Raw genomic sequence first — 24,767 nt, forward strand, 5'->3', positions numbered from 1 at the left:
CTGTATATACCCAACTTTACTTTCAGACCCGGTCATTTTTACTACCCTTATTACCCTAAGCGGTAAATAAGGAGGCGAATATGGCTTACCAGACAGTGAATCCTTTTAACAACCAGCTCATTAAAGAGTATGCGAACCACAGCGATGCCGATATTGAGGTCGCGCTGCGCCAGGCGGACGCGCTATACCACTCTTCCTGGTCAAAGGGGGATATCGAACAGCGGCTGCCGATACTGCACAGACTTGCCGACTTGCTGGAAAACCAGCAGGAAGAACTGGCAAAAATCGCCAGCCGGGAGATGGGGAAGTTGATTGAGCAGAGCCGCAGTGAAGTGAAGATTTGCGCGCAGATCGCCCGCTACTACGCGGATAACGCAAAACAATTCCTTGCGCCTGTTAAGTATGAAACGGAGCTGGGAGAGGCGTGGGTGGAACATCATCCAATCGGCGTGATCATGGCGGTGGAACCGTGGAATTTCCCTTACTACCAGTTGATGCGTGTACTGGCGCCGAATCTCGCTGCCGGTAACCCGGTTATCTGTAAACATGCCAGCATTGTGCCGCAGTGCGCCGAAACCTTTGCGCAGCTGGTGCGCGAAGCGGGCGCGCCGGAAGGTGCGTGGACGAATCTGTTTATCTCTTCCGATCAGGTTTCCGCGATCATTGCCGATCCGCGCGTACAGGGTGCGGCGTTGACCGGATCGGAAAAAGCCGGTAGCGCGGTGGCAGCGCAAGCGGCGAAACACATCAAGAAATCGACGCTGGAACTTGGCGGTAATGACGTATTTATCGTGCTGGACGATGCGGATCTGGAAAAAGCGGTTGAGACTGGTGTGCAAGCCCGTCTGGCGAACGCCGGGCAGGTTTGTACTGCCGCGAAACGTTTTATTATCCATCAGGATATTGCCGATCAGTTCCTGCGTAAATTCACCGACGCCTTCAAACAGGTGAAGCTGGGCGATCCGCTGGATGAAAGCACCACGCTTGGCCCGCTCTCCTCGAAAGAAGCGCTTGATACGCTGAGCCAACAGGTGAGTGAAGCGGTACAAAACGGAGCAAAACTGCATTTTGGCGGCAAACCGGCGAACAGCGAAGGCAACTTCTTCGAACCCACCATTTTGACGCACATTACACGCGACAACCCGGCCTATTTTGAAGAGTTCTTTGGCCCGGTGGCGCAAATTTATGTGGTGAATAATGATGACGAAGCGGTACGCCTGGCCAACGATTCACACTACGGCCTTGGCGGGGCGATCTTCAGCCGCAATATTCAGCGCGCTAAACAGATGGCTTCGCGCATTGAAACCGGCATGGTCTATATCAACTGGCTGACGGATACCGCCGCAGAGTTGCCATTCGGCGGGGTGAAACGCTCCGGATTTGGCCGCGAGCTGTCTGATTTGGGCATCAAAGAGTTTGTGAATCAGAAGCTGGTGGTTGTGCGCCAGTAATTGTCTCCTTTCCCTTTTTCCTCTCCCACATGGGAGAGGAAACCCTTCCTGGCACTGAATAAAATAAGCATTGCATGACAACTTTGTATATACTTAACTGTATATACATTCAAGGATGAGAAATGTGACATGGAGTTCGAATGGGACGCAACAAAAGCGACCAGCAATCTGCGCAAGCATGGTATTCGCTTTGAAGATGCCATATTTATTTTTGATGACCCGCAACATCTGTCGATACAAGACAGGTTTGAAAACGGCGAATATCGATGGCAAACCATCGGGCTGGTTCATGGTGTGATCGTTATTTTGGTCGCGCATACCATCCGTTTTGAAAGTGGGCACGAAGTAGTTCGTATTATCAGCGCGCGTAAGGCTGACAGAAAGGAGAGGAGCCGTTATGAGCATGGTTAAACATAAGCAGGGCGAGATGCCTGCGCGCAATAAGCAGCGTGAAGCTGAACTCAAAGCACTGGCAGATAAACCCGACGATGAGATTGATTACAGCGATATTCCAGCGACGGAAGAGGCGCTTTGGGCGGATGCGGTTCGCGGTAAATTTTTCCGCCCTTTAAAAACGCAGGCATCGGTGCGTATTGATGCGGATGTTATGGAATGGCTGAAGCGGCCGGGAAAAGGGTATCAGACCCGGCTTAACGCTATTTTACGTGAAGCAATGCTGCGCGATTTGCAAAACAAAAAATGATGAGCAGGCCACCTGTGGGTGGCCTTTGTTATTTCTTCAAACCCGCAAACGCGGCTCTGATCTCATCTTCCGGTAGCTGTACGCCAATAAACACCAACGTGCTGTGTGGCGCTTCGTCGCCCCACGGACGATCCCAGTCTGCGCTGTAGAGGCGCTGCACGCCCTGAAACAGCAGGCGATTTGGTTCGCCGTCGATCCACAACATGCCTTTATAGCGCAGCAGTTTGTCGGCAAAGCTCAGCAACAGGTTTTCCATCACGCGGGAGACGTCGCTGATATCCACCGGATAATCCAGCTCGACCACAATCGAATTAATGTCGTTCTGTTTGTCGGCGATAAAGTGGAAGCGCGGTTTTGCTGTCACCACGTTCTCTTCCAGCATAAACCCATTGGTATTAAACAGTTGCGCCAGCTCGATATCGCCGTGCGTCACGGTGTAAATTGGCGCGCGGGCGTTGATGCGGCTCAGGCGTTCGCGCAGTTTTTCGCACTCGCCGGCGACATCCGTTTTGGTCAGCAGAATGCGGTCGGCATAGCCCACTTGCGACTGCGCCAGCGTGAACTGATTCATCTGCTCATCGGCATGTACCGCATCGACCAGCGCGATGACGCCATCCAGCATATAGCGCTGACAGAGGATCTCATGGGAGAAAAAGGTCTGAATAATCGGCCCTGGATCGGCCATGCCGGTGCACTCAATCACCAGTCGATCAAAGGCAATGTCGCCGCGATCAAGACTGTCGAGCAGATCCAGCAATGCATCTTCCAGCTCACTGGAGCGGCTACAGCAGATACAGCCATTGGTCAGGGTTTTGATTTGCGTGGCGCGATCGCCAATAAGTTGATCATCAACAGAAACTTCGCCGAACTCATTTTCAATAACGGCAATCTTGTAACCGTGTTGTTCATTGAGAATATGGCGTAAGAGGGTGGTTTTGCCTGCGCCGAGAAAGCCGGTCAACAATGTTACTGCAATCGGGGTCATAAATTCTCCTTTAGCAACAGCGGACTCCGCCCTTGCCATCTCCGCCGTAACGCGCTTGCTGGCGTTCGCGGAAGAACTCTTCGTAAGTCATGTACGGCTTATCCGGATGGTTGGTTTTCATATGATCAACGTAGTTGTCATAGTCCGGGATGCCAATCAGCATCTTTGCCGCCTGACCGAGGTACTTTTTTGCTTCGCCTAAGTTACCAAACATTATGTGTCCCAGGTATAGGTGGTTCCGGCGTTGCAGGCGATTTTGAACCTGGACCTACTGCGCGCTGTACACGCTCAAATTGACGCCTGCGAAACGGATGTAAACCACCCTCAGGGTGGTTTACATCATGATGCGTTGTATGCCGGATTGCGTAGCGCCATCCGGCATCCGGTTTAATGGTGTGAAGAGGTTTTCACACCGCCTTCCGGCACTGGCACATACGGCGTTTCTTTGTCGGTACGCACGGTGTTGTTGCGCACCTGCAGCCAGGTTTTGATGCCATAGAAGATGATGCTGTACACCACCACCAGGAACAGAATGCTCAACCCGGCGTTGGTGTAGTTGTTCACCACGATATGGTTCATGTTGGCAATCTGCTGCGCGGTCAGATCACCGCCACCAGCGGCGATCTTCTCTTTGTACTGGTTCGCCATATACAGGAAACCTTCCAACTGAGGATTGGTGCTGAACAGTTTCAGACCCAGCGCCCAGGTGGTGCACAGCAGCAGCCACATGGCAGGAACCACGGTGACCCAGATGTATTTGGTACGCTGCATTTTCACCAGCACCACGGTGCCCAGCATCAGCGCGACGGCTGCGAGCATCTGGTTAGAGATACCGAACAACGGCCACAGGCTTTTCACGCCGCCCAGCGGATCAACCACACCCTGGTACAGCAGGTAACCCCACAGACCCACACAGCCCGCAGTACCAATGACGCCAGCAACCAGCGAGTCGGTTTTCTTCAGGAACGGTACGAAGTTACCCAGCAAGTCTTGCAGCATAAAGCGGCCTGCACGGGTACCGGCATCCAACGCGGTGAGGATAAACAGCGCTTCAAACAGAATACCGAAGTGGTACCAGAAGCCCATGTCCGCCATCGGGATGATTTTGTGGAACACGTGCGCAATACCGACAGCCAGCGTCGGTGCGCCACCTGCGCGGTTCAGTACGGACGGCTCACCGATATCTTTCGCGGTTTGCAGGATCTGCTCCGGCGAAATCACAAAACCCCAGGAGCTGACGGTCGCCGCCGCGTGCGCGGTGACATCTTTCAGCTGCGCCAGAATCATCGGCGCGTTATCACCGCCCAGTTCATGCAGGTTCGGCATGGTAATGCCCAGCCCTGCTGGCGGCGTGTTCATTGCAAAGTAGAGACCCGGTTCGATAATGGAGGCAGCAACCAGCGCCATCACCGCCACAAAGGATTCCATCAGCATCGCGCCGTAACCGATAAAGCGCGCGTCGGTTTCGTTAGCCAACAGTTTCGGCGTGGTGCCGGAAGCGATCAGGGCATGGAAGCCAGAAACCGCGCCACAGGCGATAGTGATAAACAAGAACGGGAACAGCGCACCTTTCCACAGCGGACCCGTACCGTCGATATACTGCGTGACCGCAGGCATTTTCAGTTCCGGGTTGAGGATCACGATGCCCAGCGCCAGGCCGACGATCACGCCGATTTTCAGGAAGGTCGCCAGGTAGTCGCGCGGAGCGAGGATCAACCACACCGGCAGCAGCGCGGAGACAAAGGCGTAACCCACCAGCGCGAAGGTGATGGTGGTGTCTTTAAAGGTCAGCGCCGGGCCCCAGTAAGGATCGTGCGCGATGACGCCACCAAACCAGATTGACGCAACCAGTAGCACAATACCGATAACCGACACTTCGCCTACGCGTCCTGGGCGCAGGAAGCGCATATAGATCCCCATAAACAGGGCAATCGGCACGGTGGAGCAGACAGTGAAGACACCCCACGGGCTTTCCGCCAGCGCTTTCACCACAATCAGCGCCAGCACCGCGAGGATGATGATCATAATCAGGAAGCAGCCAAACAGCGCGATAGTGCCCGGCACGCGGCCCATCTCTTCTTTCACCATCTCACCGAGAGATGCGCCGTTACGGCGTGAAGAGATAAACAGCACCATAAAGTCCTGCACTGCACCGGCCAGCACCACGCCCGCCAGCAACCACAATGTGCCTGGCAGGTAGCCCATTTGCGCGGCCAATACCGGGCCAACTAGCGGACCAGCCCCGGCGATCGCGGCAAAATGGTGGCCAAACAGCACGTAGCGGTTGGTTGGCACATAGTTGAGGCCGTCGTTATTGATCACCGCCGGTGTGGAACGGGTGGGATCGAGTTTCATCACCTTCTGAGCGATGTAAAGGCTGTAGTAGCGGTAGGCCACAAGGTAAACGGAAACGGACGCGACCACGATCCATAGCGCGCTAACATGCTCGCCCCGGCGTAATGCGACAACAGATAAACAAAAAGCACCGATGATCCCGAGGATTGCCCAGGGTATGTGCTTGAGTAGTTTTTTAGTATCCATATCAGACCTGGTTTTTAGCAGAAATAGTGAATTGGATTTGAAACTTGAATTGGCTGAAATGCTGGCATTTATGATGGCAAATTACGTGCGCGAATCGGCAGCGATTTGGCTGAGTGGTTGGAAAAAGGTGGTGAGCGGTAATGAATGCGCAATAAGCGGTTTTCGGTGGGCGAAAGAGGACGGGAATCTGTGATACGCGTCACGCTGAACCCTTGTCTGGTAAGGGATAGCGCGATTTTTGCCGCACTGTAATCAATGTGTAACTGGTGAAAAAATAGCACGTTAAACCATAAAGTTTTCCTATGCCAGGCCGAAAACCTGGTATCTGTTTATAGGGAAAGAGAAAACATGTTGACTCGTATTAAACTTGTGACCAGTTTGTTGCTGGTATTGGCGTTATTTGGCTTGTTACAACTCACCTCCGGCGGCTTGTTCTTTAACGCGCTGAAACACGACAAAGAAAACTTCACCGTCTTGCAAACCATTCGCCAGCAGCAATCCACGCTGAATGGTAGCTGGGTCGCGTTGCTGCAAACCCGTAATACCCTTAACCGCGCGGGTATCCGCTACATGATGGATCAGAGCAATATCGGCAGCGGTGCGACCGTGTCGGATCTGATGCAAATTGCCAGCACCTCGCTGAAACAGGCAGAAGCGAACTGGAATGCTTACCAGGCACTGCCGCGCGATCCGCGCCAGAGCGAAGAAGCTGCGGCAGAGATCAAACGTAACTACGATATCTACCACAACGCACTGGCGGAGCTGATCCAACTGCTCGGCGCCGGTAAGATCAATGACTTTTTTGACCAGCCGACTCAGAGCTATCAGGATGGTTTTGAGAAACAATACGTTAACTATTTGCAGCAGAACGATAGCCTGTATGAACAAGCGGTTCACGACAGCGAAAGCTCTTATGGCTCTGCGGTGTGGGTCATTATCTCCGTACTGATTGTGGTTCTGGCGGTGATCGTCTGTGTCTGGATTGGCATCAAAGGGGCGCTGATTAAGCCGCTCAACCATTTGATCGACAATATCCGCCATATTGCTGGTGGCGATCTGGTGCAGCGCATCGAAGTGCAGGGTTCCAATGAAATGGGCGTGCTGGCAGAGAGCCTGCGCCATATGCAAAGCGAACTGGTGCGTACCGTTAGCGATGTCCGTAATGGCGCAAACGCCATTTACAGCGGTGCCAGTGAAATTTCCGTGGGTAACAACGATCTCTCTTCCCGTACTGAACAGCAGGCGGCTTCTCTGGAAGAGACTGCCGCCAGCATGGAAGAGCTGACTGCCACGGTGAAACAGAACGCCGAAAACGCCCGTCAGGCCAGCCATCTGGCGCTGAGCGCGTCCGAGACTGCGCAGAAAGGCGGTAAAGTGGTGGATAACGTGGTGCAGACAATGCGCGACATTACCGCCAGTTCGCAGAAAATCGCTGACATTATTAGCGTGATCGACGGCATTGCTTTCCAGACTAACATCCTGGCGCTTAACGCTGCGGTCGAAGCAGCGCGTGCGGGTGAACAGGGTCGCGGCTTTGCCGTGGTTGCAGGTGAGGTGCGTAACCTTGCACAGCGTAGCGCCCAGGCGGCTCGCGAGATCAAGAGCCTGATTGAAGACTCCGTTGGCCGTGTTGAAGTGGGTTCCACGCTGGTGGAAAGCGCTGGTGAAACCATGGATGAGATCGTCAACGCCGTTACCCGTGTTACCGACATCATGGGCGAAATCGCCTCTGCGTCTGATGAGCAGAGCCGCGGGATTGACCAGGTTGGCCTGGCGGTTTCTGAAATGGATCGCGTTACTCAGCAGAACGCCTCGCTGGTGGAAGAGTCTGCCGCCGCTGCGGCAGCGCTGGAAGAACAAGCCAGCCGCCTGACGCAGGCTGTTTCCGTGTTCCGCATTATGCAGGATCAGCGTAAAAACGCTGGTGCAACGCCGACCAGTTTTGTCAAAGCTGAACCGGCTACCGCGCTGTCGCGTAAAGCCGCGACCGATGCGGGCGAGAACTGGGAAACCTTCTAATCGATATTCGCGCCCTGCCAGTCAGGGCGCATTTTCTCCGGCTTTTGCGTGCTATTCTCTTTTCATCGCTCTGCGGAGAAGCCTTATGAACCTCGTCGCTGTTTCTGCCATCCACTATAGTTGCGAAACCCTGGCCACCCTCACCGGTGCGTGTTTTGAAGGCTATAGCGTACCGTTTTCCCTGCCGCCCGATGTTTTTGCACAACGCTTTCTTGCCGAAGGCTTGAGCCTTGTCGATTCCTACGTCTGGCTGGCGGGCGACACGCCTGCCGCTGTAGCCCTGATCGCCCGTCGTGGCGATTGCGCCCGGCTAGCTGCCTTTGCCATTCGCCCGCAATTTCGCGGCCAGGGCTTAGGAAGGCAAATCTTACCGCCGTTAATGGCCGGGCTGCGTACCAAAGGTGTTCGCCAGATGTGGCTGGAAGTCATGAGCGATAACCACGCCGGTATCGCCCTTTATCATGCACTGGGGTTTGCCACCGTTCAGCCGCTGTTTGGCTACCAGGGGCGTGCGGATCTGGCTGAAGAGAACTGCACGTTACAGGAGCGCGATCCGCTGGCAGTGGTGCGCAGCGCCATAAGTGAATGCCATGACCGACTGCCGTGGCAGGTGGATCCGCTCACTGCGGTATCGCTACCCGCGCGGGTATTCGAGTACCGCAAACATGCCTATGCGCTGGTTTCCATCCTCGGTGACAAACCATTGCTGCGATTTATCTATGTTGAATCAGAGTATCGCCGCAAGGGGTTTGCCGGCGAGCTGCTGCAGGCACTGAACCAGCATTTTCCGGCGCTTGGCACCACCGTGGCGGTGCCAGAGCGTTTTTCATCCCTGTTCCAGCGTGCGGGCTACACGACAATGGCCATCAGCCAGTATGAAATGAAAGCTGAGCTTTAGCGGTCAGCCTTCGCGGTTCACCACTTTGATTTCCACCAGGCCGACGCCCAGTTTGCGCGGCGAATGACCCAGAATATTGCCTTCGTTGGTTGATTGCGGATCCGGCGGTGCGATGACCAGCCGGTTACTGTGAGACGGATTGCTAAAGTGCAGCGTGGTGGTGCTGAGCGCATTGCCCAGTGTCAGCATTTGTTGCTGATCGCCAATGCGCACCGGAATGGGCTGATTGGCATTCGACCCAAAGGCTTTGGCAGTGATCACCAGCTCGAACTGTTCCGGCAGCGGTTGGTTATATTCGATAGCCACTTCCCCGCCCAGATTCGCATTCGACCAGCGCCCCCAACTTTCCGGGCGCGATAGGCCGCTAAACTGTTTCACCTCTTCCGGCGCACCTGCAACGTTAAAGACAAAACTGTCGGCTTTGTAACGAATGCTATCGTCGAGGATCTTCAGGGTATCGACGTTCTTTTGGTAGCGATCGCTGCTGATCACCGTTTGTTTAAACGCGGTTTTCCCTTTCCACTGCGCTTTGTCGATATGCTGGACTTGCTGTTCGCCGCCCAGTTGCCCCTGCGAGACGCACCAGTCGGTAGAAAGTGCCAGTTCCGGTGACCATAAACGCGCCATTTTGTAGCATTGATCGATCCAGACGAAGTTATCGCGCGGGGCGAAATCCGCCAACTGGAAGCGCAGCGGTGCGGAATATTCGCTTTCTGGCAACGGCTCGACTTTATCCGATACCCGCACCAGCAGCGGCAAACGGAACTGGCTGCCAGAGAACGCCACCATCTGTTTATCCGTGTCGATGCTGAAGTCTTTCATCTCTTTCGGGAAATTCCACAGCCGGATAATGTCCGGTTTCCACGCCAGCATTTTCGCTTTCATATTGAGGAAAATACCCGAAAGCGACTGCCCGGAGAGGCTGCTACGACCAAGTCCGAGGAAATTATCGCCGCCGAGAATATCCAGCACCGTTGCGCCGTTATCGAGGGTGCTGCGCTTAATTCCGGAGATATCCTGTTGCGGTTCATCGCCGCGCAGCACAAAGAACAGGTTGCTGCGATCGTGCTTATTAAGGTATTTCCACGCAGTGTTATTCATCGCCAGATGATCTGACGACACTACTATCACTGTGTCTTTAAACCACGGCGATGCTTTGATTTTGTTGATAAGCGCGGCGATATTTTGCTGGCTACACGTTACCGCGCTAAAGGACTGGTTCGGCTTGCCATCGTAAGCGTAGCTTTTACGTTCGCAGCCGCGCGAGATAAAACCGTCCGGGTGGTGGGTATCCACCGTCAGCGCAAACAGCGAAAAGCGTTTACCGGAACGAGAGAGTTCCTCGTACTGTTTCCATACGGTGTCCAGCACCGTATCGTCATAGAAACCCCAGTCGTTACGGTAATGCGGGTCCGCGACCTGGCTTTTCAGCTCTTCTGCGCCCGTCAGGTAATCAAAGCCGTGAGATTTTAAAAATACATCTTTCCCGGCAAAACGCAGGTTAGCGCCTTGTACGAAATGGTTTTCGTAGCCGGAGTTTTTCAGGATGTCGCCGAGGCAAAGATTCTGCGGAAAGAAGCTGGAAACGGAGGCCGACGCGTTGCCTTCAAACGGCGCGAAAAGCGGAATGCCGCACTGCGAAGAGACCATGCCGGCGATGGTGTAATCGGTGCCGGGTAGCTGTTCGGTATGGCTAAAATCAATGCCTTCTTCTTTTAGCGCGCCCAGTTCTGGCGTCAGGCCGGGAAACGCCTCTTCGTTAAAATAAGTACGCTCCAGACTTTCCCCGTAGATGTAGACGAGGTTCAGTTTGGGGTTGGGGATCTGCTTTGCCGGCACTTTATAAAAGGTGGCGAAATCAGGATCGCCTTCGCGCGTCTGGGATTTTACCAGCTCGGTAATCTGGCGGAATGCCGGGCTGGCGTCCACCGAGCCGAGCGCCAGTGCGAGCGCAAGTAAGCTATAGCCGAAATGGTGCGGCAGATGGCGACGACGGCGCAGCACCCAGCCGAGTGCGCAAAACACCGCCACCAGCGCCAGCACTAACCCGGCACCGGGAAGCATATATTTGCTGACCCCTGCGCCTGTCAGGCTGTTGGTCAGGGTGTATAACACCGCGTCGTTGATGCCGTCGCCGGTAAAATAATTGCTGGCGTAAAGCGTGATGTTCAGGATGACAAACAGACCCAGCACTAGCAGGGTAACGCTAAACCACCAGGTATTACGGCCCGCTTTCCAGGCATAGATCGCCACAGAGGCAAGAAACAGCGCGATAGAGAGTAACTCAGACAACCGTTATTCCTCATCAACGCCAGACATATTGCTGGCCATTAATTTTTGTAACAGGGCGTATAATTTAATGTTGATGTCACATAGCTGCAATTGTAGTGTCACTTTTTCGTGGATTTATTCAGAATTGGTTTAGAAAAAGGGAATAGTGACAGCCGTCGCACTGCGGCGTTTCGGTATAGCGGGGAAGGATAAGGCCGCGCTCCGACTGAACGCGGCGGGATATCAGGAGAGGAAGTTCACGCCCTGCTTGAGGACGATGTCGCAGGCTTTGGATTTCACTTTTTCCGCCAGCGGTGTACTACCGATGTTGCTCAGATTCAGCTGTTCCCCGTTTTTGGTGTTCAGCATGCCCTGGATCCCTTCCAGATAATTGGTGTCTTGTTTCTGCTGAGCGGCACCCAGGCCCAGTTTATCCAGCACCTGGTTTTTCACATTTTCGGTATTGGTCAGGCTGGAGAGTTTGTTTTTCGCGCACCAGCTCATCACGCCCGCCGCATTGTTCATGGTATCAGCGCTGAGTGACTGATTACCGCCATTAAGCAGACCCGTCAGGGAAGAGAGCGACAGGCCACCTTGCTGTGTTTGTGATGCCGTCGATTTCTGGCTGAGTTCGCTGGCGGCGCTGGAAAGGGTGTCCTGCCAGGAGGTGGCGTGAGCGAAACCAGTGAGCAGCGCGCTACTGAGTGCGGCGCTGCAAAGCAGGCGTTGGGTGAATTTCATATCGTGCGGATCCTGATATCAACAAAGGCGGCCAGTATACACCCGGGCGCGGGCGCGCCACGGATGGGAAAATTCTCAATACTCTTTACCGGTGACGCGGCTGCGGTAACTCTCCCAGTTGAAGATCACCCACAGGCTGTTGCCGAGGCGCATTCTGTCCATCACGCGTTCGCCCAATAGCTTATTCATCTCTTCCAGGTTGCTGTTCGTCAGCATACCAGTCGGGCGCTTGGATGAAGAACGGCGATCAACAATCTGATTAATAATGACCTTTTCGTAGCGGGATTCCGTTTGCATACCGATTTCATCAATCACCAGCAGGTCAACGCTGCTTAAGTCATTGAGCAGTTGCTCTTCGCTGTTTTCCTTGTTGCCAAAGGTCTCTTTCATGGCCGACATAATGTCGGCAACGGTGATGATCAGTACCGATTTACCACGCAACAGCAGTTCATTACAGATAGCGGCGGCCAGATGGTTTTTGCCGGTGCCGGGTTTGCCAGAGAAGATAAAGCTGGCGATGTTACCGTCGAACTCTTCCACATATTGCCGCGCTTGGCTCAGCGCCCGCATTTGGCCTTCCGTTTCGACACGATAATTATCGAAGGAACAGTTCTGGTGCAGTGGACGAATGCCGGAGCGGTTGAAGGTGCGCTGCATTTTCATGGCGCGGTTTTCGCGCTCCAGCGCCGCCGAACGGATTTCGCCTTGTTGCTTCTGCCAGGCCATCAACTCTTCGCTGGTTTTGAACGCAGGCTCAGTGTTGGCAGGCATCATTTTTTGCAGTCGCTTCATCAATTCGCCGACGTTTTTCATCGTTATCCTCTAAAACCTGGTGGGATTTGATTATCTGGTTCGGACAGGGCGTTAATGTCCCGCTTTGTCGTGCCGCTCTGGCTGCTACGGCCTATTTGCAAGCTGCGCGCCAGTTTTTGCTGCCACTGGACGTGATGGAAAATTTTACCTTCTGCCTGCCAGTAAGCCACAAATGAGGCCAGTTCTTCAGGCGTTGCGGGGTGTGATAGCGCAATACCCCACATCGCCGCCAGGCGCTGAAAGTCAGCATCCGGCTGCCAGCCCTCGTACATGGCGAATTTGCCCATTGGCACATTTACCGGCGCAGCGGCGGGTTCTTCATAAAACTGTGCATCGAGCGAAATATCGCTCATCGGACGTGCCAGTTGCGCTTCAAGCGCCAGAAGCTCTTCAAGGCGCTGGGGCGAAATTGCGTAAAACGCGGGGCTATTATTGGCAAAAACGGCAATGGCGCCGCCTTCCGTGCGTGCCAGTACGCAGGCAGGATCGCGCACAAATTCATCAATGCCAATGACATTCGGCGTCAGGATTTTGGAAGACATAACGCGTTCTCAAACAGGATTACTACGGATACGGTGCACTGTGTTTTTTTCACACAGGCATAATCACACATAGTAACACAGTGAGCAGAAAGGGCAGTACAGCATGAAAAAGCCGGGTTTTCCCGGCTTGTCATTTTTCAACATGTTGGCTTATTTTGCCTTACGCAATGATATTCAGCGTAACGTCGATGTTGCCGCGCGTGGCGTTGGAATAAGGGCAAACAATATGCGCAGCATCGACCAGTTTTTTGGCTTCAGCGGCGTCCATCCCCGGCAGGTGGATATTCAGTTTGGCTTCGATACCAAAACCGGTTGGCAAAGGTCCGATACCGACTTCACCTTCAATAAAGGCCTCTTTCGGCATGCTGATTTTGTCGCGACTGGCGACAAATTTCATCGCGCCAAGGAAGCAGGCGGAGTAGCCCGCAGCAAACAACTGTTCCGGGTTAGTCACTTCGCCGCCAGCGCCACCCATCTCTTTCGGTACGCCCAGTTTGACATCCAGTACGCCGTCGGAAGAGGTTGCGCGGCCATCACGGCCTCCGGTTGCTTTGGCTTTTGCAGTGTAAACAACTTTTTCTAAAGACATGGCAGGTTCCTTATTATCTAGAGTGTTTGCTATAAAATAGTGCGCTATGTTGTTGCTGGAAATAAACTCCCTGTAAAGAGAGTTTATGCCCGTTGAAACTGTTGGCGAAGCTGTTCCAGTTGCTGCTTGATATCGGCAAGCGTTGCGCTATCACAAGCCATTGCACAGCCGATTGCTTCCGGAATCGACGTCGCTTGCTGCTGCAGGTCACGCCCGTTTTCGCTTAGGGTGATCACCACCTGGCGTTCATCCTGGCGCGAACGTTGGCGACGAATCAGCCCGGCGCTTTCCAGACGCTTCAGCAGCGGCGTCAGCGTGGCGGAGTCGAGAAACAGGCGCTCGCCGATTTCTGACACTGTAATGTCATCTTTCTCCCACAGCACCAGCATCACCAGATATTGCGGGTAGGTCAGATTCATCGGTGCCAGTAGCTGCCGGTAGAGCTTATGCAGCGCCAGGTTTGTTGAGTACAGGGCAAAACAAAACTGATTATCTAACGCGAGCTGCGCATTCGCGGTTGGAGTCGATGTTTTCTTCATGCGATTGAATATAGATAGTGTGCGATTTTATTGCAAGTTATTTTTATGCGAGCAGTTATAATGCATGAGAACGTGCCTGCCGTTTCAGCATTGTATTGCTGCTTCGCAACCGGAAACGGGGTTTTTGCAAAAAGATGGGGAAGGTCTTCATGTTGCCGATCTAGTAAAAATGAACATTACTCACTGCATGTTTGATGAATCGCGATTTTGGGAAATTTAAAGAAATATCATGGGATTACGCTACGCGTTTCGTAATAGCAATAAGTCTCTCTGCGTCAAAATTTGCCGACACGGAATTCCACCTTCATTACTGGTGGATGATGACTGTGACGGCAGAAAACTAACCTTATACGCGGGGGCGTTTGCGGTAAATCCACAGCCCAGGAATCGACAGGCCGATAGAGAGTGCGCCGACAATCGACGATGCTTTCAGGAAATTCGTTAACAGCAAAATCATCAGCTCTTCGCTGTAGCCAAAATGGCCGATCTTGACCGCCGAAATCATCGCGGTATAGGCAGAAATCCCCGGAAACATCGGGATCACCGCCGCCACGGTAAAGACTTTCGGGTGCGCCAGGTACCAGCGTGACCAGTGAATACCAATTGAGCCGACCAGCATTGAGGCGGCAAAGGTCGACCATTCGATATTGAATCCCCACTGCACCATGGCGAAGCGCGAACCATGACCAATTGCGCCAAGCAGTGCGCACCAGGGCAGAGCGCGGTGCGGGACGTTAAATACCATGGCAAAGCCAACGGCAGGGATGGCCGCCAGTAACATATCCTGCGCCAGTGCCAGGATGAACAAAATCACACCCATCCGCGTAACCCCCACAATGTCATTGCCATTACCACACCGATACAGGTAGCAAGCGTTAATAAGCTGGCGATAGCCCAACGCGCAAGCCCCGTATTGATATGTCCTTTAAACATATCGGCAACCGAATTAATCAACGGAAAACCCGGTACTAAAAGCAAAACGCTGGCGGCCATGGCAACGGTTGATGATTGCAGAAAAGCGGGTAGCGTCAGCATTAAGCCGGAAACCGTGGTGGCGACAAAGGCGGTGATACAAAAGTTGATTTGTGGATGTAAGTGTTGACCCGCCAGAACCAGGCGGACGTACATCGCGACACTACTGGCGCAAAAAGTAATAAAAGCACCATCCCAGCCGCCATTATTGAGCTTGCAAAAACAGGCGCAAGAGAGACCCACCATCAACGTGACCAGCCAGCGCGGGTAACGTAAGGGTTTGACTTGAGCGAAGCGCTTCTCGACGTCTTTAGAATCCAATAACTTATGCTCAGCGAGGATGACAATATGCTGGACTTCCGTCACCACGTGCATATTGATGCCGTGATCGCTATTTTTGCGGGTCGATGTCAGGCACTTTCCGTCTTTAATCGTGGTAAGGACAATGGCATTGGAAGAAATCAAGCTTTCAACACTGTCCATGCCCAGCGCCAGTCCCAGACGCGTTGAAAGCTCCTCAACCAGCGCGCTCTCTGCGCCGTGCTGTAACAAAAAAAGGCCGCACTGAATGCACAGCCGCGTAATGGCCCGCTGTGATGACTGGTCTGTTTGCATGATTACCCTGGTATTGTTGCACCAACGCTCACGAAGGGTGGAGCGGAAAGCCTATTTTTAGCACAGGATAAGGGTTGGATGGCGCTAAGAAAGATCAAGAATTGTGCATTCAATCACGCTTGCTCGTGGTCAAAAGGAGATCTTATCGCATGTTAAGAATGAAGTAATAACGGAAAAGAAACAGCAGATTTTTTTTCGCTTAGCTGAGAATAATGATGAAGTTAGCGTTAATAAGATCTTATATCTTATTTAAGATAATTACTTTTCCCTTATCTCTATATGTATCGACTATTTTAAATTTCTTATTTTATTATTAATAATGTATCGGATGTTTTAATGCGCATTGTGCAATGTTGACACGTTACTCGTGGATATTATAATTCAGTACATTATATTTATTGCCATTCATAAATTGTGCCAATTTTATGGTGGCTGCATCAAAACGGTGTTGCTACCTTACGCAATATGAGTATTAACTGAGTAAATACTTATAAATAAGATTGATAGAACGCGCAAATGGAAGCGGAGGTTTTATGCTATCGAAAGACGGCAATCAGGGGATTATCATCAGCAAAACGCCGGTACTTAGGGTCGGGATTGGCGGCATTCTTGAGCGGCATTTTCCAGAATATGCGCTCAATTATTATTCGTCAGTGGAAGAGGTTGCACCGGTTAAATTAAAATGTGCCAGATTGATAATCACTGATTTATCGGGGGAGCAGCGTTATGCAAGGAAAAGCTGCCAGCAATATTATTCACTGTTCTCTCAATGCGATAACGCGCGCTGGCTATTCTTCGTCTCGCGCAGCCTCTATCCTGTGGCCGCTGAGCTTCTTATGCAGCCCAAAACAACATTGCTGGCCGATGTGGAACCGATCGAGGGCGTCATTGACGCCATTCGTAATGGGCATAAAGATGTTGAGAATATTAGCCAAACCTTATTGACTTCAGGATGGCATAAACACAACGACAATTCTTTTTCGAACGCAATGTTAACGTTGTCTGAGCGTAAAGTGTTACGTCTCCTTGGAAAAGGGTGGGGGATTAATCAAATCGCCACACTGCTTAAAAAAAGTAATAAGACAGTCAGCGCGCAAAAGAATAGCGCAATGCGGCGATTATCACTACGTAGTAACGCAGATTTGTATACATGGATTAATAGTAGCCAGGGAATGAAACAGCTGGATTTTGGTACAGCGGACGGAGAACATAATGAATGGAAAATACCAGGAAGAAGGGAAATATTGCCATCATAGAAAAATGCATAATGAGCGGGGAGGGCCTACGACATTTATTTGATGAATCTGCTATTAATCAATATCGCTTTTATTTTTTTAAAGATCATTCGGCGTTTCGGCAGGCGCTGAAACAGACTTCGTTTTTTTCCGTCATCTATTCCCTTTTTGGTCAGCGGAAAGAGCGGCTGGAATGCCTGATGTGTCTGCATTTACTCTCCCTTTCTCATCCAGGAATGCAACGCATAGTATTAGCGGGAGACAACCGTGAAGCGCGGCTGGTTGGGCATCTATCACCCTCACAGTTGCACGGAATATTGAGTAAATCATCGCCATTAGCTGTGCTACTGGAGGAGTTGGTCACGTTGTTTGGTGAGACGCGGCGTATTAACGAAAACATGATTAACCATTGGTATGTGAGCCAGTGTCGTATGCTCAGCCCGACAGAAAGGGAAATTTTGAACTACATGACGCGGGGTTTTTCTGTTGCCGAGATTGCATCGCAACTGGATCGTAATGTGAAAACTATTCGTGCGCATAAATTCAACGCGATGGCAAAGCTAGGAGTCACATCAGATGTCGGTTTGCTTGATGCGGCGGATATTCTGACATGGAAGCCGCCCTGCGCGCGCGCTGCGTCTGAGTTAATGTAAAAGGGGTTTTGGGAACTGGCGCCAGGATATTCCTGGCGCTTTATTACTCAGCTACAGACACACATCAATCCATTTCGCGCGAGTTAACTCCGCCATCCTGTCGGGAGAAATACGAATCGCGCTGTGAATCGCTCCCGCTGCCGGTAACACTTCCTGATAGCGTTTTAACGATACGTCACAATACACCTGTAACGGGTTTTCCAGACCAAACGGGCAGACACCACCGACTGGATGCCCGGTAATGGTGACGACCTCATCACTGCTTAGCATTCGGGCTTTCGCGCCAAAGGTATTTTTTAGTTTTTTGTTATCAAGGCGTGCATCACCTTTCGCGACGACCAATATCACTTCGTTTTTCACTTTTAACGACAGCGTCTTAGCGATTTGCCCGGGTTCGACATTATGCGCGGCGGCGGCCAGTGCCACAGTCGCTGTGCTTTGGTTAAGTTCAATAATATCAATGTCGGGGGCGTTATCGGCAAAGAACTGCCGCACGGACTGCAAGCTCATGATGTTCTCCAGCAAATGACCGCCATTAATCTGTCACAAGGCTGTTATGTGTGTAAATACGCGGGCCTAACAAACATCTTACTGCCAGATTCTCGATCCTCTTCACAATCGCGGAAACCGGTTACAGTAACCGGTTGCAGTGTTAACAAGCCGGGTTAATACTCATTTTGTCATTTCCCTCTGTCCATAAAATTAAAAAAGAGCCGTCTATGAAACCTACTCATCTTTGCTGTAATGCTGGTTCGAAAACCTGCATGGTTTCACGTCAAAAACATGGATCGCTGCACGGCAGAACGGTTGCTGATGCACTTACTTTGTTAGCCTGATAGGAGATCTACTATGTCTGCCAACCATGCTGCGTTTAATCTTATTTTCCGGTTTATAGAAAATTATGTCAGTCCGGTAGCCGGGCGCATCTCTTCCCAGCGTCATGTTATGGCGATTCGCGACGGTTTTATCTCCGCGATGCCGTTTATGATTGTGGGCTCATTCTTGCTGGTATTTGCTTACCCTCCATTTTCGCCAGACACGACCTGGGGTTTTGCCCGTACATGGCTGGACTTGGCGAAGCAGTATGAAGGGCGGATCCTCACGCCTTTTGATATGACGATGGGCATTATGTCTATCTATATCTGTGCGGCGATTGCTTACAACCTCGGTAAACATTATGTGAAGTCGCATCAGTTGGATCCGTTTATGTGCGCGATGCTGTCGCTGATGGCTTTTTTACTGGTTGCAGCGCCGAAAACCAGCGGCACATTGCCGGTGGATAGCCTGGGCGGTACCGGTATTTTCACGGCGATCCTCGTGGCTGTTTACTGTGTCGAAATGATGCGTTTTCTGAAAGCGCACAATATAGGTATCCGTTTGCCAGACCAGGTGCCACCGATGATCAAAAACTCTTTTGATTTGCTGATCCCGGTGCTGGTCGTGGTGCTGACGCTTTATCCGCTGAGCCTGCTCATTCAGACGCAGTTCAATATGTTAATCCCGCAAGCGATTATGGCGCTGTTCAAACCGCTGGTGGCAGCGGCGGACTCGCTGCCCGCGATTTTACTGGCGGTGATCATCGGTCATTTGCTGTGGTTTGCGGGTATCCATGGTGCGGCAATTGTTTCCGGGATGCTGCAGATGTTCTGGTTAACGAATCTCGGGCTTAACCAGAGCGCGCTGGCGCAAGGTGCGCCGTTACCGCATATCTTTATGGAAGCGTTCTGGACATTCTTTATTGTTATTGGCGGATCCGGGGCGACAATGGGGCTGGTGTTCTGCTACCTGCGTAGCCGCTCGGTGCATTTGCGTTCGATCGGACGTTTGAGCGTGGTGCCCAGTTTGTTCAATATCAACGAGCCGGTTATTTTCGGTACTCCCATTGTAATGAACCCGGTGTTCTTTATCCCGTTCCTGTTGGCACCGACCATCAATGCGATTATTGCCTGGGCGGCAATGAAACTGGATCTGATTGGCCGCGTCATTTCCGTTGTCCCCTGGACAGCACCTGCACCGATTGGCGGTGCATGGGCGTTAGGTTGGGATTTCCGCGCCGCGATTCTTGTCGTGCTGCTGGCCTGTATTTCCGCAGTGATTTACTACCCGTTCTTCAAAGTGTATGAGAAACAGTTGCTGGAACAGGAAGCTGAAGAGGCACAACGCGCAGAGGAAGAGAAGCAGGTTGCGTGATGGTGTCGTATAAAAACGAAGAGGGCGATTTATCGCCCTCTGCTTATTTCAACGTACAATCACCGCACTGCTGAACACCCGGCAGGCGATACCGCTGGCAGCAAGTGCGACGCACCAGAGCGCCGTCGCGCAGAACAACTGTGCGCCACAATGGGTTATCACTGCCGTTAGCTAGCTGTTTTTCGAAAAAGCAAAGCTGGCGAAGCGCGGCGACACGTGTTTCTCCTAGCTGAGGGATCAGCTCTCCCAGGCACCAGTTGATCAAGTAGCCGGTATTGCTCCAGATAAGTTTACCGTTGATATCGCCGGTGGCTTCCAGCACCTGCACTACCGGGAGCATCGCCTGTGTCGTTAATGCACAAATTCGCTGCGCATCGTTGTATGAAGACAATTTATTATCCCGTTGCACATCAATCCAGAAACACGCGGCGCGGCCGGTTTCATGGAACTCGACATGAAAATGTTCCGGGGAGAGGTCAATGGCGCTCTTTTGCGTCAGCAACGTCAATAATAGTGGCGGCACCAGCAGCCCGAGATACCACTGTGCCCATAGCGACAGCAACGGTTTATTTTCACGAGGCTGCATCAACTGGTTGCGGTAAATATGATCGGAATAAGTGGCGATAAGCGATTGTAATGCTGCAGGACGCGACCACTCTGTCAGCGTCATTGCCGGGTACGGCGCGGGTTCATTCAGACGAATAAAATCGAGCAAATATTCACGGGTGCTGGCGATAGTTTCCCGCATGGCATTTGCCAGCGAGTCGCGCTCATCAGTGCGTCGGCTTCTCCAGATAAGGTTTTCGGTGCTCGATGCAGTGCGATAAGTCATAGCGCCAGCTGATATGGAATCTAAATGATAATGATTGCCAATCCTAGCTAGAGGTAAAATCGATAGCAACATTTTTATCGTAAAGTTAGTGCCGGCCACTACTTAAGCGACTTGCAGCTCTCCACTCACCAGAATGTTATTGCGACCTAAATGTTTGGCTTCATATAACGCTTTATCGGCGAGCGAAAGCGCTGCATCAATATCGTGATCGGTAAGTGGCGCAATCCCGATGCTGATAGTCACGTTCGTGGCAACGCTTTCGTTAAACATATGCGGGATTTTCAAATCGTAAACTTTCTGGCGGATACGCTCTGCGGTCAGACGGGCCTCTTCCAGGTCCACATTATTCAACAGAATCATGAACTCTTCGCCACCAAAGCGTGCGACGATATCACGGGAGCGCACGGCGTCGCGCAAGGCGGCGGAAACGCGGATAAGTGCCTGATCGCCCATCATATGGCCGTAGTGGTCGTTGTAGGCTTTGAAGTGATCAATATCAAGCAGCAGGACGAAACGCGAACTCTCATCGACGGTCAGCAAGTTATTGAGTTTGTGTTGCAAACCACGACGGTTATACAGGCCGGTTAATGGATCGAGCATGCTCAGATCGTTGAGCGTTTTGCGCTCTTGCATCAGGCGGTTCATCAGCGCAAGGGCAAAGCTGTCATTACGCTTTTGAATCGCATGTTGGATAGATATCCCGAGCACCGGCAACGCAAAAGTGTAAATAAGCCTGAGTCCGCTTTCCCCTTCGTTCAGCCACAAACATGTGACAAACACAGGCAAAGAGTGCAGCAAAAACGCGACAACGTTATTTGAAAAAGCGATCGAGCCGATAAAGAGCACGCTTAGCAAGGCAATAAGCAAGTAGGTTGAGGCGTTGTCATTGAGCAACCTGACTTTGGTTATCACATGCCATGCCCACAAGCAGCCAAAGATAAATGAGATGAATGTAATATTGATTTTTGCTTTTGGATAACAGCGCTGCCACGCTGGCAGCACAATGCTCGCAACAAAGATAGCGCATACGGGAAACGTGAAAGCGCGCTGATTGTAGAGCGGCAGAGCGATTGAGAACAAAGCTGAGATTGCGTTGAGCAGTAAAAAGAGTCGTAGGGACAATCGATATCTCTTATTACATAGAGATTGCCAGGTTTGTAATGTCATACCTAAAAATCGTTATTTATCCGCAATATACTACTGCGCTATGAGTCAAAGGGAAAAAGAAGTAACACAACGAAACTATCATTGTGAAAAATTAGTGATTTGGATTTAGATTTAAGCAGTGCTTAATTTATCACCTTACTGAATGGCTGTCATTAGATGATGAGTAATCTTCATACGACCGCATGACTGCAGGCTGACAATTGAGAAAAGATATCATATGATATTGGTTATCATTATCAGTTTGAGAGATGAAACCATGTTGCAGCGGGCGCTGGGAAGTGGTTGGGGAATTGTTGTGTCTGGAGTGGTTGTCGCTGCCCTGATGCTGGCGGATCTATCTGTCAATGCGTGGCGAGTAGTGATTGTTCTGGGGCTATTACTGACACCCGTTATGCTTTACCACAAGCGTTTACGTCACTTTATTTTATTGCCTTCAGGCGTTGCACTGGTTGGCGCAATGACGTTGATGCTATTGAATCTAAAGATGATGATGTAACAGGGGAGATATACAGGGAAGGAGTAAGATATCTGGTGCGAGGGGGGGGACTTGAACCCCCACGTCCGTAAGGACACTAACACCTGAAGCTAGCGCGTCTACCAATTCCGCCACCTTCGCACAGTCATCTTACTTTTTGATATCGCCTCGTTGGTGCGAGGGGGGGGACTTGAACCCCCACGTCCGTAAGAACACTAACACCTGAAGCTAGCGCGTCTACCAATTCCGCCACCTTCGCACAGTGCAAGCGATATCAACGTGATTTATGGTGCGAGGGGGGGGACTTGAACCCCCACGTCCGTAAGGACACTAACACCTGAAGCTAGCGCGTCTACCAATTCCGCCACCTTCGCATACCATCGATACTGTTGAAGTATCGTTACCACGGAGGCGCATTCTAGATGTTTTCAACTTTTCGTCAATAGTTAATTGCACAGACTGAGGCTGAACGCTGTAAAAATGGGCGCGGCGTGGTGAGGTGGTGAAATTTGCCCGATGGGTGATTCCACCGGGCCTGCGGGTTACTTTAACGCCTGGCGCGTCATCACCGTACGGTACACTTTGAATCGGCCTGTCTGCGCAATGACTTCATGGAAACCAAACGTTTGATCCAGAATATCCGGGTAAGGTAGGAAGGCGTTCGCAACAACTCGCAGCTCGCCGCCGCTGTTCAGATGGCGCACCGCTCCGCGAATCAACGTTTGCGCGGCTTCCTGGCTGGTTTGCAAACCGTCATGGAATGGCGGATTGGAGATGATCATGTCAAAGCGGCCCGTCACTTCTGAGAAGACATTGCTGGCGAAAACGTCACCTTCAAAACCGTTCGCCGCAAGCGTTGCGCGGCTGGCTTCAACCGCCGGGGCGGAAACATCGCACAGCGTCAGGCGCACTTTTGGCGAATGGCTTGCCAGTACCGTTGCGAGCACACCCGCGCCACAACCCACATCCAACACTTTCCCTTTGGTGTGCGGCGTTAAGGTCGACAACAGGAGCTGGCTACCGACGTCCAGGCCGTCACGGCTAAACACACCCGGTAAGGTTTTGATCGTCAGATTATCCAGCGTGTATTCGCCCCAGAAACCATTCGAATCGAACGTCGGTTGCCTCTCCAGACGACCGTGATACAACCCACAGCGACGCGCGCTGTCGACTTTATTCAGCGGACAATACTCTGCCAGCATCTGTTCGGCACTGCGCACACCGCTACGGTTTTCACCCACCACGAAAATGTCAGTGCCTACTGGCAGCAGCGACAGCAGGTTCATCAACTGAAACAGGGCTTCCGGTTTATTTTTCGGCCAGTAATAAATAAGCGTGTCGCTGTCGCCGACTGTCTCGCTATCGGCCACGAGGCTATAACGGGCATGTTCACCCATCTGCTGGCTTAAGGTCTGCCATTGATGGAATTGTTGCGTCCAGGCACGGCTTTCAGCGGTGTCCAGGCGAGCGGGCAGGTCATCCTGCAAATCGCCGGCAAATAAAATACGGCTTGGTTCGAAATCGTCACTGTGGCGCAGCAAGACTTCACTTGCCGGGGTATAAGCAGACATGAATGGTTCCTCTTTAAATTCAGGCGGCGATTATACACGTTATCCTTCAAACTGCCTCTTTGTTGGCTGCGTGTTGATGGCGCAATTTCGTCGAGTTTGTTATATTTGCGCGCCTGATACAGGAGTGTTTCACGATGACTTCCCGACGCGACTGGCAATTACAGCAACTGGGCATTACCCAGTGGACCTTGCGACGCCCGGCGGCGCTGCAGGGGGAAATAGCTATTTCGCTGCCCGCGCATATCCGGTTGGTGATGGTTTCACCAACATTGCCGACGCTGAGCGATCCGTTGGTCAGCGACGTGTTGCGCGCGCTAACCGTGACAGACGATCAAGTCCTCCAGTTGACGCCCGATCGCGTCGCCATGCTACCGCCCGAAAGCCAGTGCAACAGTTGGTGGTTGGGTGTTGAAGCGCAGCAGGCGCTGGCGGGTGCTCAGGTTGCGACGCCGACGGTTGATGAGCTACGCACAAACCCTGCGGCTCGCGCCGCTTTATGGCAACAAATCTGCGAACATGAACACAATTTCTTCCCTCAGCACGGCTGATTTAGCCCGCGCATACCAAATAGAAACACAGGCGCATGCCTTCCCCTGGAGCGAAAAAACGCTGGCCAGTAATCAGGGCGAACGCTATCTCAACTACCGGTTGATGGTTGGAAATGAAATGGCCGCATTTGCCATTACCCAGGTAGTGCTCGACGAAGCCACGCTGTTTAACATCGCCGTTGATCCGGCCTGGCAGCGTAAAGGGCTAGGGCGTCAGTTGCTGGAACATCTGATTCGCGAACTGGAAGTGCGCGATGTGCTGACGCTATGGCTGGAAGTTCGCGCCTCTAACAGTGGCGCTATCGCACTGTACGAAAGTTTAGGATTTAACGAAGCGACGATTCGCCGTAACTATTACCCCACTGCCAACGGGCGTGAAGACGCGATAGTAATGGCTTTAGCAATTTAAAAAGGTGA

26 protein-coding genes and 3 tRNA genes are annotated in these 24,767 nt (G+C 52.0%); 11 read left to right on the forward strand and 18 right to left on the reverse strand.

The window, feature by feature from the left end; all coding sequences use genetic code 11:
• Positions 1-80 precede the first annotated feature (80 nt).
• The 3 genes from ACFX4O_RS14295 to ACFX4O_RS14305 all read left to right on the forward strand — a co-directional run bounded on the left by ACFX4O_RS14295 (position 81) and on the right by ACFX4O_RS14305 (position 2,154).
• Positions 81-1,451, forward strand: a complete 1,371-nt coding sequence (locus ACFX4O_RS14295; protein WP_380208983.1) for an NAD-dependent succinate-semialdehyde dehydrogenase — start codon at positions 81-83, stop codon at positions 1,449-1,451.
• A gap of 129 nt (positions 1,452-1,580) precedes the next feature.
• Positions 1,581-1,862, forward strand: coding sequence for a BrnT family toxin (locus ACFX4O_RS14300; protein ID WP_380208985.1), 282 nt, complete (start codon positions 1,581-1,583; stop codon positions 1,860-1,862).
• Positions 1,849-2,154: a BrnA antitoxin family protein gene (locus ACFX4O_RS14305; protein WP_380208987.1), complete on the forward strand. Its 306-nt coding sequence runs from the start codon at positions 1,849-1,851 to the stop codon at positions 2,152-2,154. The genes ACFX4O_RS14300 and ACFX4O_RS14305 overlap by 14 nt, the downstream gene beginning before the upstream one ends.
• A gap of 28 nt (positions 2,155-2,182) precedes the next feature.
• Here the strand turns inward: ACFX4O_RS14305 and yjiA are convergent, their stop codons facing one another.
• The 3 genes from yjiA to ACFX4O_RS14320 all read right to left on the reverse strand — a co-directional run bounded on the left by yjiA (position 2,183) and on the right by ACFX4O_RS14320 (position 5,680).
• Positions 2,183-3,139, reverse strand: a complete 957-nt coding sequence (gene yjiA / locus ACFX4O_RS14310) for a GTPase (RefSeq protein ID WP_380208989.1) — start codon at positions 3,137-3,139, stop codon at positions 2,183-2,185.
• Between the two features lie 10 nt (positions 3,140-3,149).
• Complete coding sequence (locus ACFX4O_RS14315; RefSeq protein WP_007373011.1) at positions 3,150-3,353, reverse strand: YbdD/YjiX family protein; 204 nt, start codon at positions 3,351-3,353, stop codon at positions 3,150-3,152.
• A 173-nt stretch (positions 3,354-3,526) separates the two neighbouring features.
• Positions 3,527-5,680: a carbon starvation CstA family protein gene (locus ACFX4O_RS14320; protein WP_017457813.1), complete on the reverse strand. Its 2,154-nt coding sequence runs from the start codon at positions 5,678-5,680 to the stop codon at positions 3,527-3,529.
• 348 nt (positions 5,681-6,028) lie between these two features.
• Between ACFX4O_RS14320 and tsr the strand changes: the two genes are divergently transcribed.
• Together tsr and ACFX4O_RS14330 are read left to right on the forward strand one after the other, a co-directional pair.
• Positions 6,029-7,699 (forward strand): methyl-accepting chemotaxis protein, encoded by a 1,671-nt coding sequence (gene tsr / locus ACFX4O_RS14325; RefSeq protein ID WP_380208992.1) that lies wholly within the window; start codon positions 6,029-6,031, stop codon positions 7,697-7,699.
• Positions 7,700-7,784: 85 nt separating this feature from the next.
• Entirely contained in the window at positions 7,785-8,597 is an 813-nt protein-coding gene (locus ACFX4O_RS14330) for a GNAT family N-acetyltransferase (protein WP_380208994.1), read from the forward strand.
• Between the two features lie 3 nt (positions 8,598-8,600).
• On the opposite strand, the gene opgB is transcribed toward ACFX4O_RS14330, so the two are convergent.
• The 8 genes from opgB to ACFX4O_RS14370 all read right to left on the reverse strand — a co-directional run bounded on the left by opgB (position 8,601) and on the right by ACFX4O_RS14370 (position 15,679).
• A complete protein-coding gene (gene opgB, locus ACFX4O_RS14335) occupies positions 8,601-10,889 on the reverse strand; it encodes a phosphatidylglycerol--membrane-oligosaccharide glycerophosphotransferase (RefSeq protein WP_380208996.1) in 2,289 nt (762 codons plus the stop codon).
• A gap of 222 nt (positions 10,890-11,111) precedes the next feature.
• Complete coding sequence (locus tag ACFX4O_RS14340) at positions 11,112-11,609, reverse strand: DUF2501 domain-containing protein (RefSeq protein ID WP_131412704.1); 498 nt, start codon at positions 11,607-11,609, stop codon at positions 11,112-11,114.
• Positions 11,610-11,684: 75 nt separating this feature from the next.
• Positions 11,685-12,422 carry a DNA replication protein DnaC gene (gene dnaC / locus ACFX4O_RS14345; RefSeq protein ID WP_131412702.1) on the reverse strand — a complete coding sequence of 246 codons (738 nt, stop codon included), beginning with the start codon at positions 12,420-12,422 and terminating at the stop codon, positions 11,685-11,687.
• Positions 12,423-12,424: 2 nt separating this feature from the next.
• Complete coding sequence (gene dnaT, locus ACFX4O_RS14350; RefSeq protein ID WP_380208998.1) at positions 12,425-12,964, reverse strand: primosomal protein DnaT; 540 nt, start codon at positions 12,962-12,964, stop codon at positions 12,425-12,427.
• 160 nt (positions 12,965-13,124) lie between these two features.
• Complete coding sequence (locus ACFX4O_RS14355; RefSeq protein WP_380209000.1) at positions 13,125-13,553, reverse strand: organic hydroperoxide resistance protein; 429 nt, start codon at positions 13,551-13,553, stop codon at positions 13,125-13,127.
• Between the two features lie 83 nt (positions 13,554-13,636).
• Positions 13,637-14,092: a MarR family winged helix-turn-helix transcriptional regulator gene (locus tag ACFX4O_RS14360; RefSeq protein ID WP_380209001.1), complete on the reverse strand. Its 456-nt coding sequence runs from the start codon at positions 14,090-14,092 to the stop codon at positions 13,637-13,639.
• Between the two features lie 346 nt (positions 14,093-14,438).
• A complete protein-coding gene (locus ACFX4O_RS14365; RefSeq protein WP_131408264.1) occupies positions 14,439-14,912 on the reverse strand; it encodes a threonine/serine exporter in 474 nt (157 codons plus the stop codon).
• Positions 14,903-15,679 (reverse strand): threonine/serine exporter ThrE family protein, encoded by a 777-nt coding sequence (locus ACFX4O_RS14370; RefSeq protein ID WP_131408262.1) that lies wholly within the window; start codon positions 15,677-15,679, stop codon positions 14,903-14,905. The genes ACFX4O_RS14365 and ACFX4O_RS14370 overlap by 10 nt, the downstream gene beginning before the upstream one ends.
• Positions 15,680-16,212: 533 nt before the next feature.
• Here ACFX4O_RS14370 and ACFX4O_RS14375 point away from each other — a divergent pair.
• The gene (locus ACFX4O_RS14375) at positions 16,213-16,935 is read left to right on the forward strand and encodes a LuxR C-terminal-related transcriptional regulator (RefSeq protein ID WP_131408260.1); all 723 of its coding nucleotides are present in this window, start codon (positions 16,213-16,215) and stop codon (positions 16,933-16,935) included.
• Between the two features lie 11 nt (positions 16,936-16,946).
• Positions 16,947-17,567: a DNA-binding transcriptional activator BglJ gene (bglJ, locus tag ACFX4O_RS14380; protein WP_131408274.1), complete on the forward strand. Its 621-nt coding sequence runs from the start codon at positions 16,947-16,949 to the stop codon at positions 17,565-17,567.
• A gap of 51 nt (positions 17,568-17,618) precedes the next feature.
• Here bglJ and ACFX4O_RS14385 read toward each other — a convergent pair whose 3' ends face one another.
• Positions 17,619-18,077 (reverse strand): YbaK/EbsC family protein, encoded by a 459-nt coding sequence (locus ACFX4O_RS14385; protein WP_017457826.1) that lies wholly within the window; start codon positions 18,075-18,077, stop codon positions 17,619-17,621.
• 339 nt (positions 18,078-18,416) lie between these two features.
• On the opposite strand from ACFX4O_RS14385, the gene ACFX4O_RS14390 reads away from it, so the two are divergent.
• Positions 18,417-19,757: a PTS sugar transporter subunit IIC gene (locus tag ACFX4O_RS14390; protein WP_131408256.1), complete on the forward strand. Its 1,341-nt coding sequence runs from the start codon at positions 18,417-18,419 to the stop codon at positions 19,755-19,757.
• Between the two features lie 43 nt (positions 19,758-19,800).
• Here the strand turns inward: ACFX4O_RS14390 and fhuF are convergent, their stop codons facing one another.
• Positions 19,801-20,589 carry a siderophore-iron reductase FhuF gene (gene fhuF / locus ACFX4O_RS14395; protein WP_380209005.1) on the reverse strand — a complete coding sequence of 263 codons (789 nt, stop codon included), beginning with the start codon at positions 20,587-20,589 and terminating at the stop codon, positions 19,801-19,803.
• A 102-nt stretch (positions 20,590-20,691) separates the two neighbouring features.
• On the reverse strand, positions 20,692-21,756 hold the full coding sequence (locus tag ACFX4O_RS14400) for a GGDEF domain-containing protein (protein WP_380209007.1): 1,065 nt from the start codon (positions 21,754-21,756) through the stop codon (positions 20,692-20,694).
• A 217-nt stretch (positions 21,757-21,973) separates the two neighbouring features.
• Here ACFX4O_RS14400 and ACFX4O_RS14405 point away from each other — a divergent pair, with 217 nt between their 5' ends.
• The gene (locus ACFX4O_RS14405) at positions 21,974-22,252 is read left to right on the forward strand and encodes a DUF1435 domain-containing protein (RefSeq protein ID WP_380209008.1); all 279 of its coding nucleotides are present in this window, start codon (positions 21,974-21,976) and stop codon (positions 22,250-22,252) included.
• A 33-nt stretch (positions 22,253-22,285) separates the two neighbouring features.
• Here ACFX4O_RS14405 and ACFX4O_RS14410 read toward each other — a convergent pair.
• The 4 genes from ACFX4O_RS14410 to rsmC form a co-directional block, all read right to left on the reverse strand.
• Positions 22,286-22,372: transfer RNA gene (locus ACFX4O_RS14410), tRNA-Leu, on the reverse strand.
• Positions 22,373-22,403: 31 nt separating this feature from the next.
• Positions 22,404-22,490 (reverse strand) — tRNA-Leu (locus ACFX4O_RS14415).
• Positions 22,491-22,518: 28 nt separating this feature from the next.
• Positions 22,519-22,605: transfer RNA gene (locus ACFX4O_RS14420), tRNA-Leu, on the reverse strand.
• 168 nt (positions 22,606-22,773) lie between these two features.
• Entirely contained in the window at positions 22,774-23,802 is a 1,029-nt protein-coding gene (rsmC, locus tag ACFX4O_RS14425) for a 16S rRNA (guanine(1207)-N(2))-methyltransferase RsmC (protein WP_380209010.1), read from the reverse strand.
• A 134-nt stretch (positions 23,803-23,936) separates the two neighbouring features.
• On the opposite strand from rsmC, the gene ACFX4O_RS14430 reads away from it, so the two are divergent.
• Both ACFX4O_RS14430 and rimI read left to right on the forward strand, forming a co-directional pair.
• A complete protein-coding gene (locus ACFX4O_RS14430; protein ID WP_380209012.1) occupies positions 23,937-24,350 on the forward strand; it encodes a DNA polymerase III subunit psi in 414 nt (137 codons plus the stop codon).
• Positions 24,319-24,759, forward strand: a complete 441-nt coding sequence (gene rimI, locus ACFX4O_RS14435; protein WP_131408243.1) for a ribosomal protein S18-alanine N-acetyltransferase — start codon at positions 24,319-24,321, stop codon at positions 24,757-24,759. Before ACFX4O_RS14430 ends, rimI begins: the two co-directional genes overlap by 32 nt.
• The last annotated feature ends 8 nt before the right edge of the window (positions 24,760-24,767 follow it).

Source organism: Kosakonia sp. YIM B13571 (assembly GCF_042788095.1).
In the GTDB taxonomy this organism is placed as follows: domain Bacteria; phylum Pseudomonadota; class Gammaproteobacteria; order Enterobacterales; family Enterobacteriaceae; genus Kosakonia; species Kosakonia quasisacchari.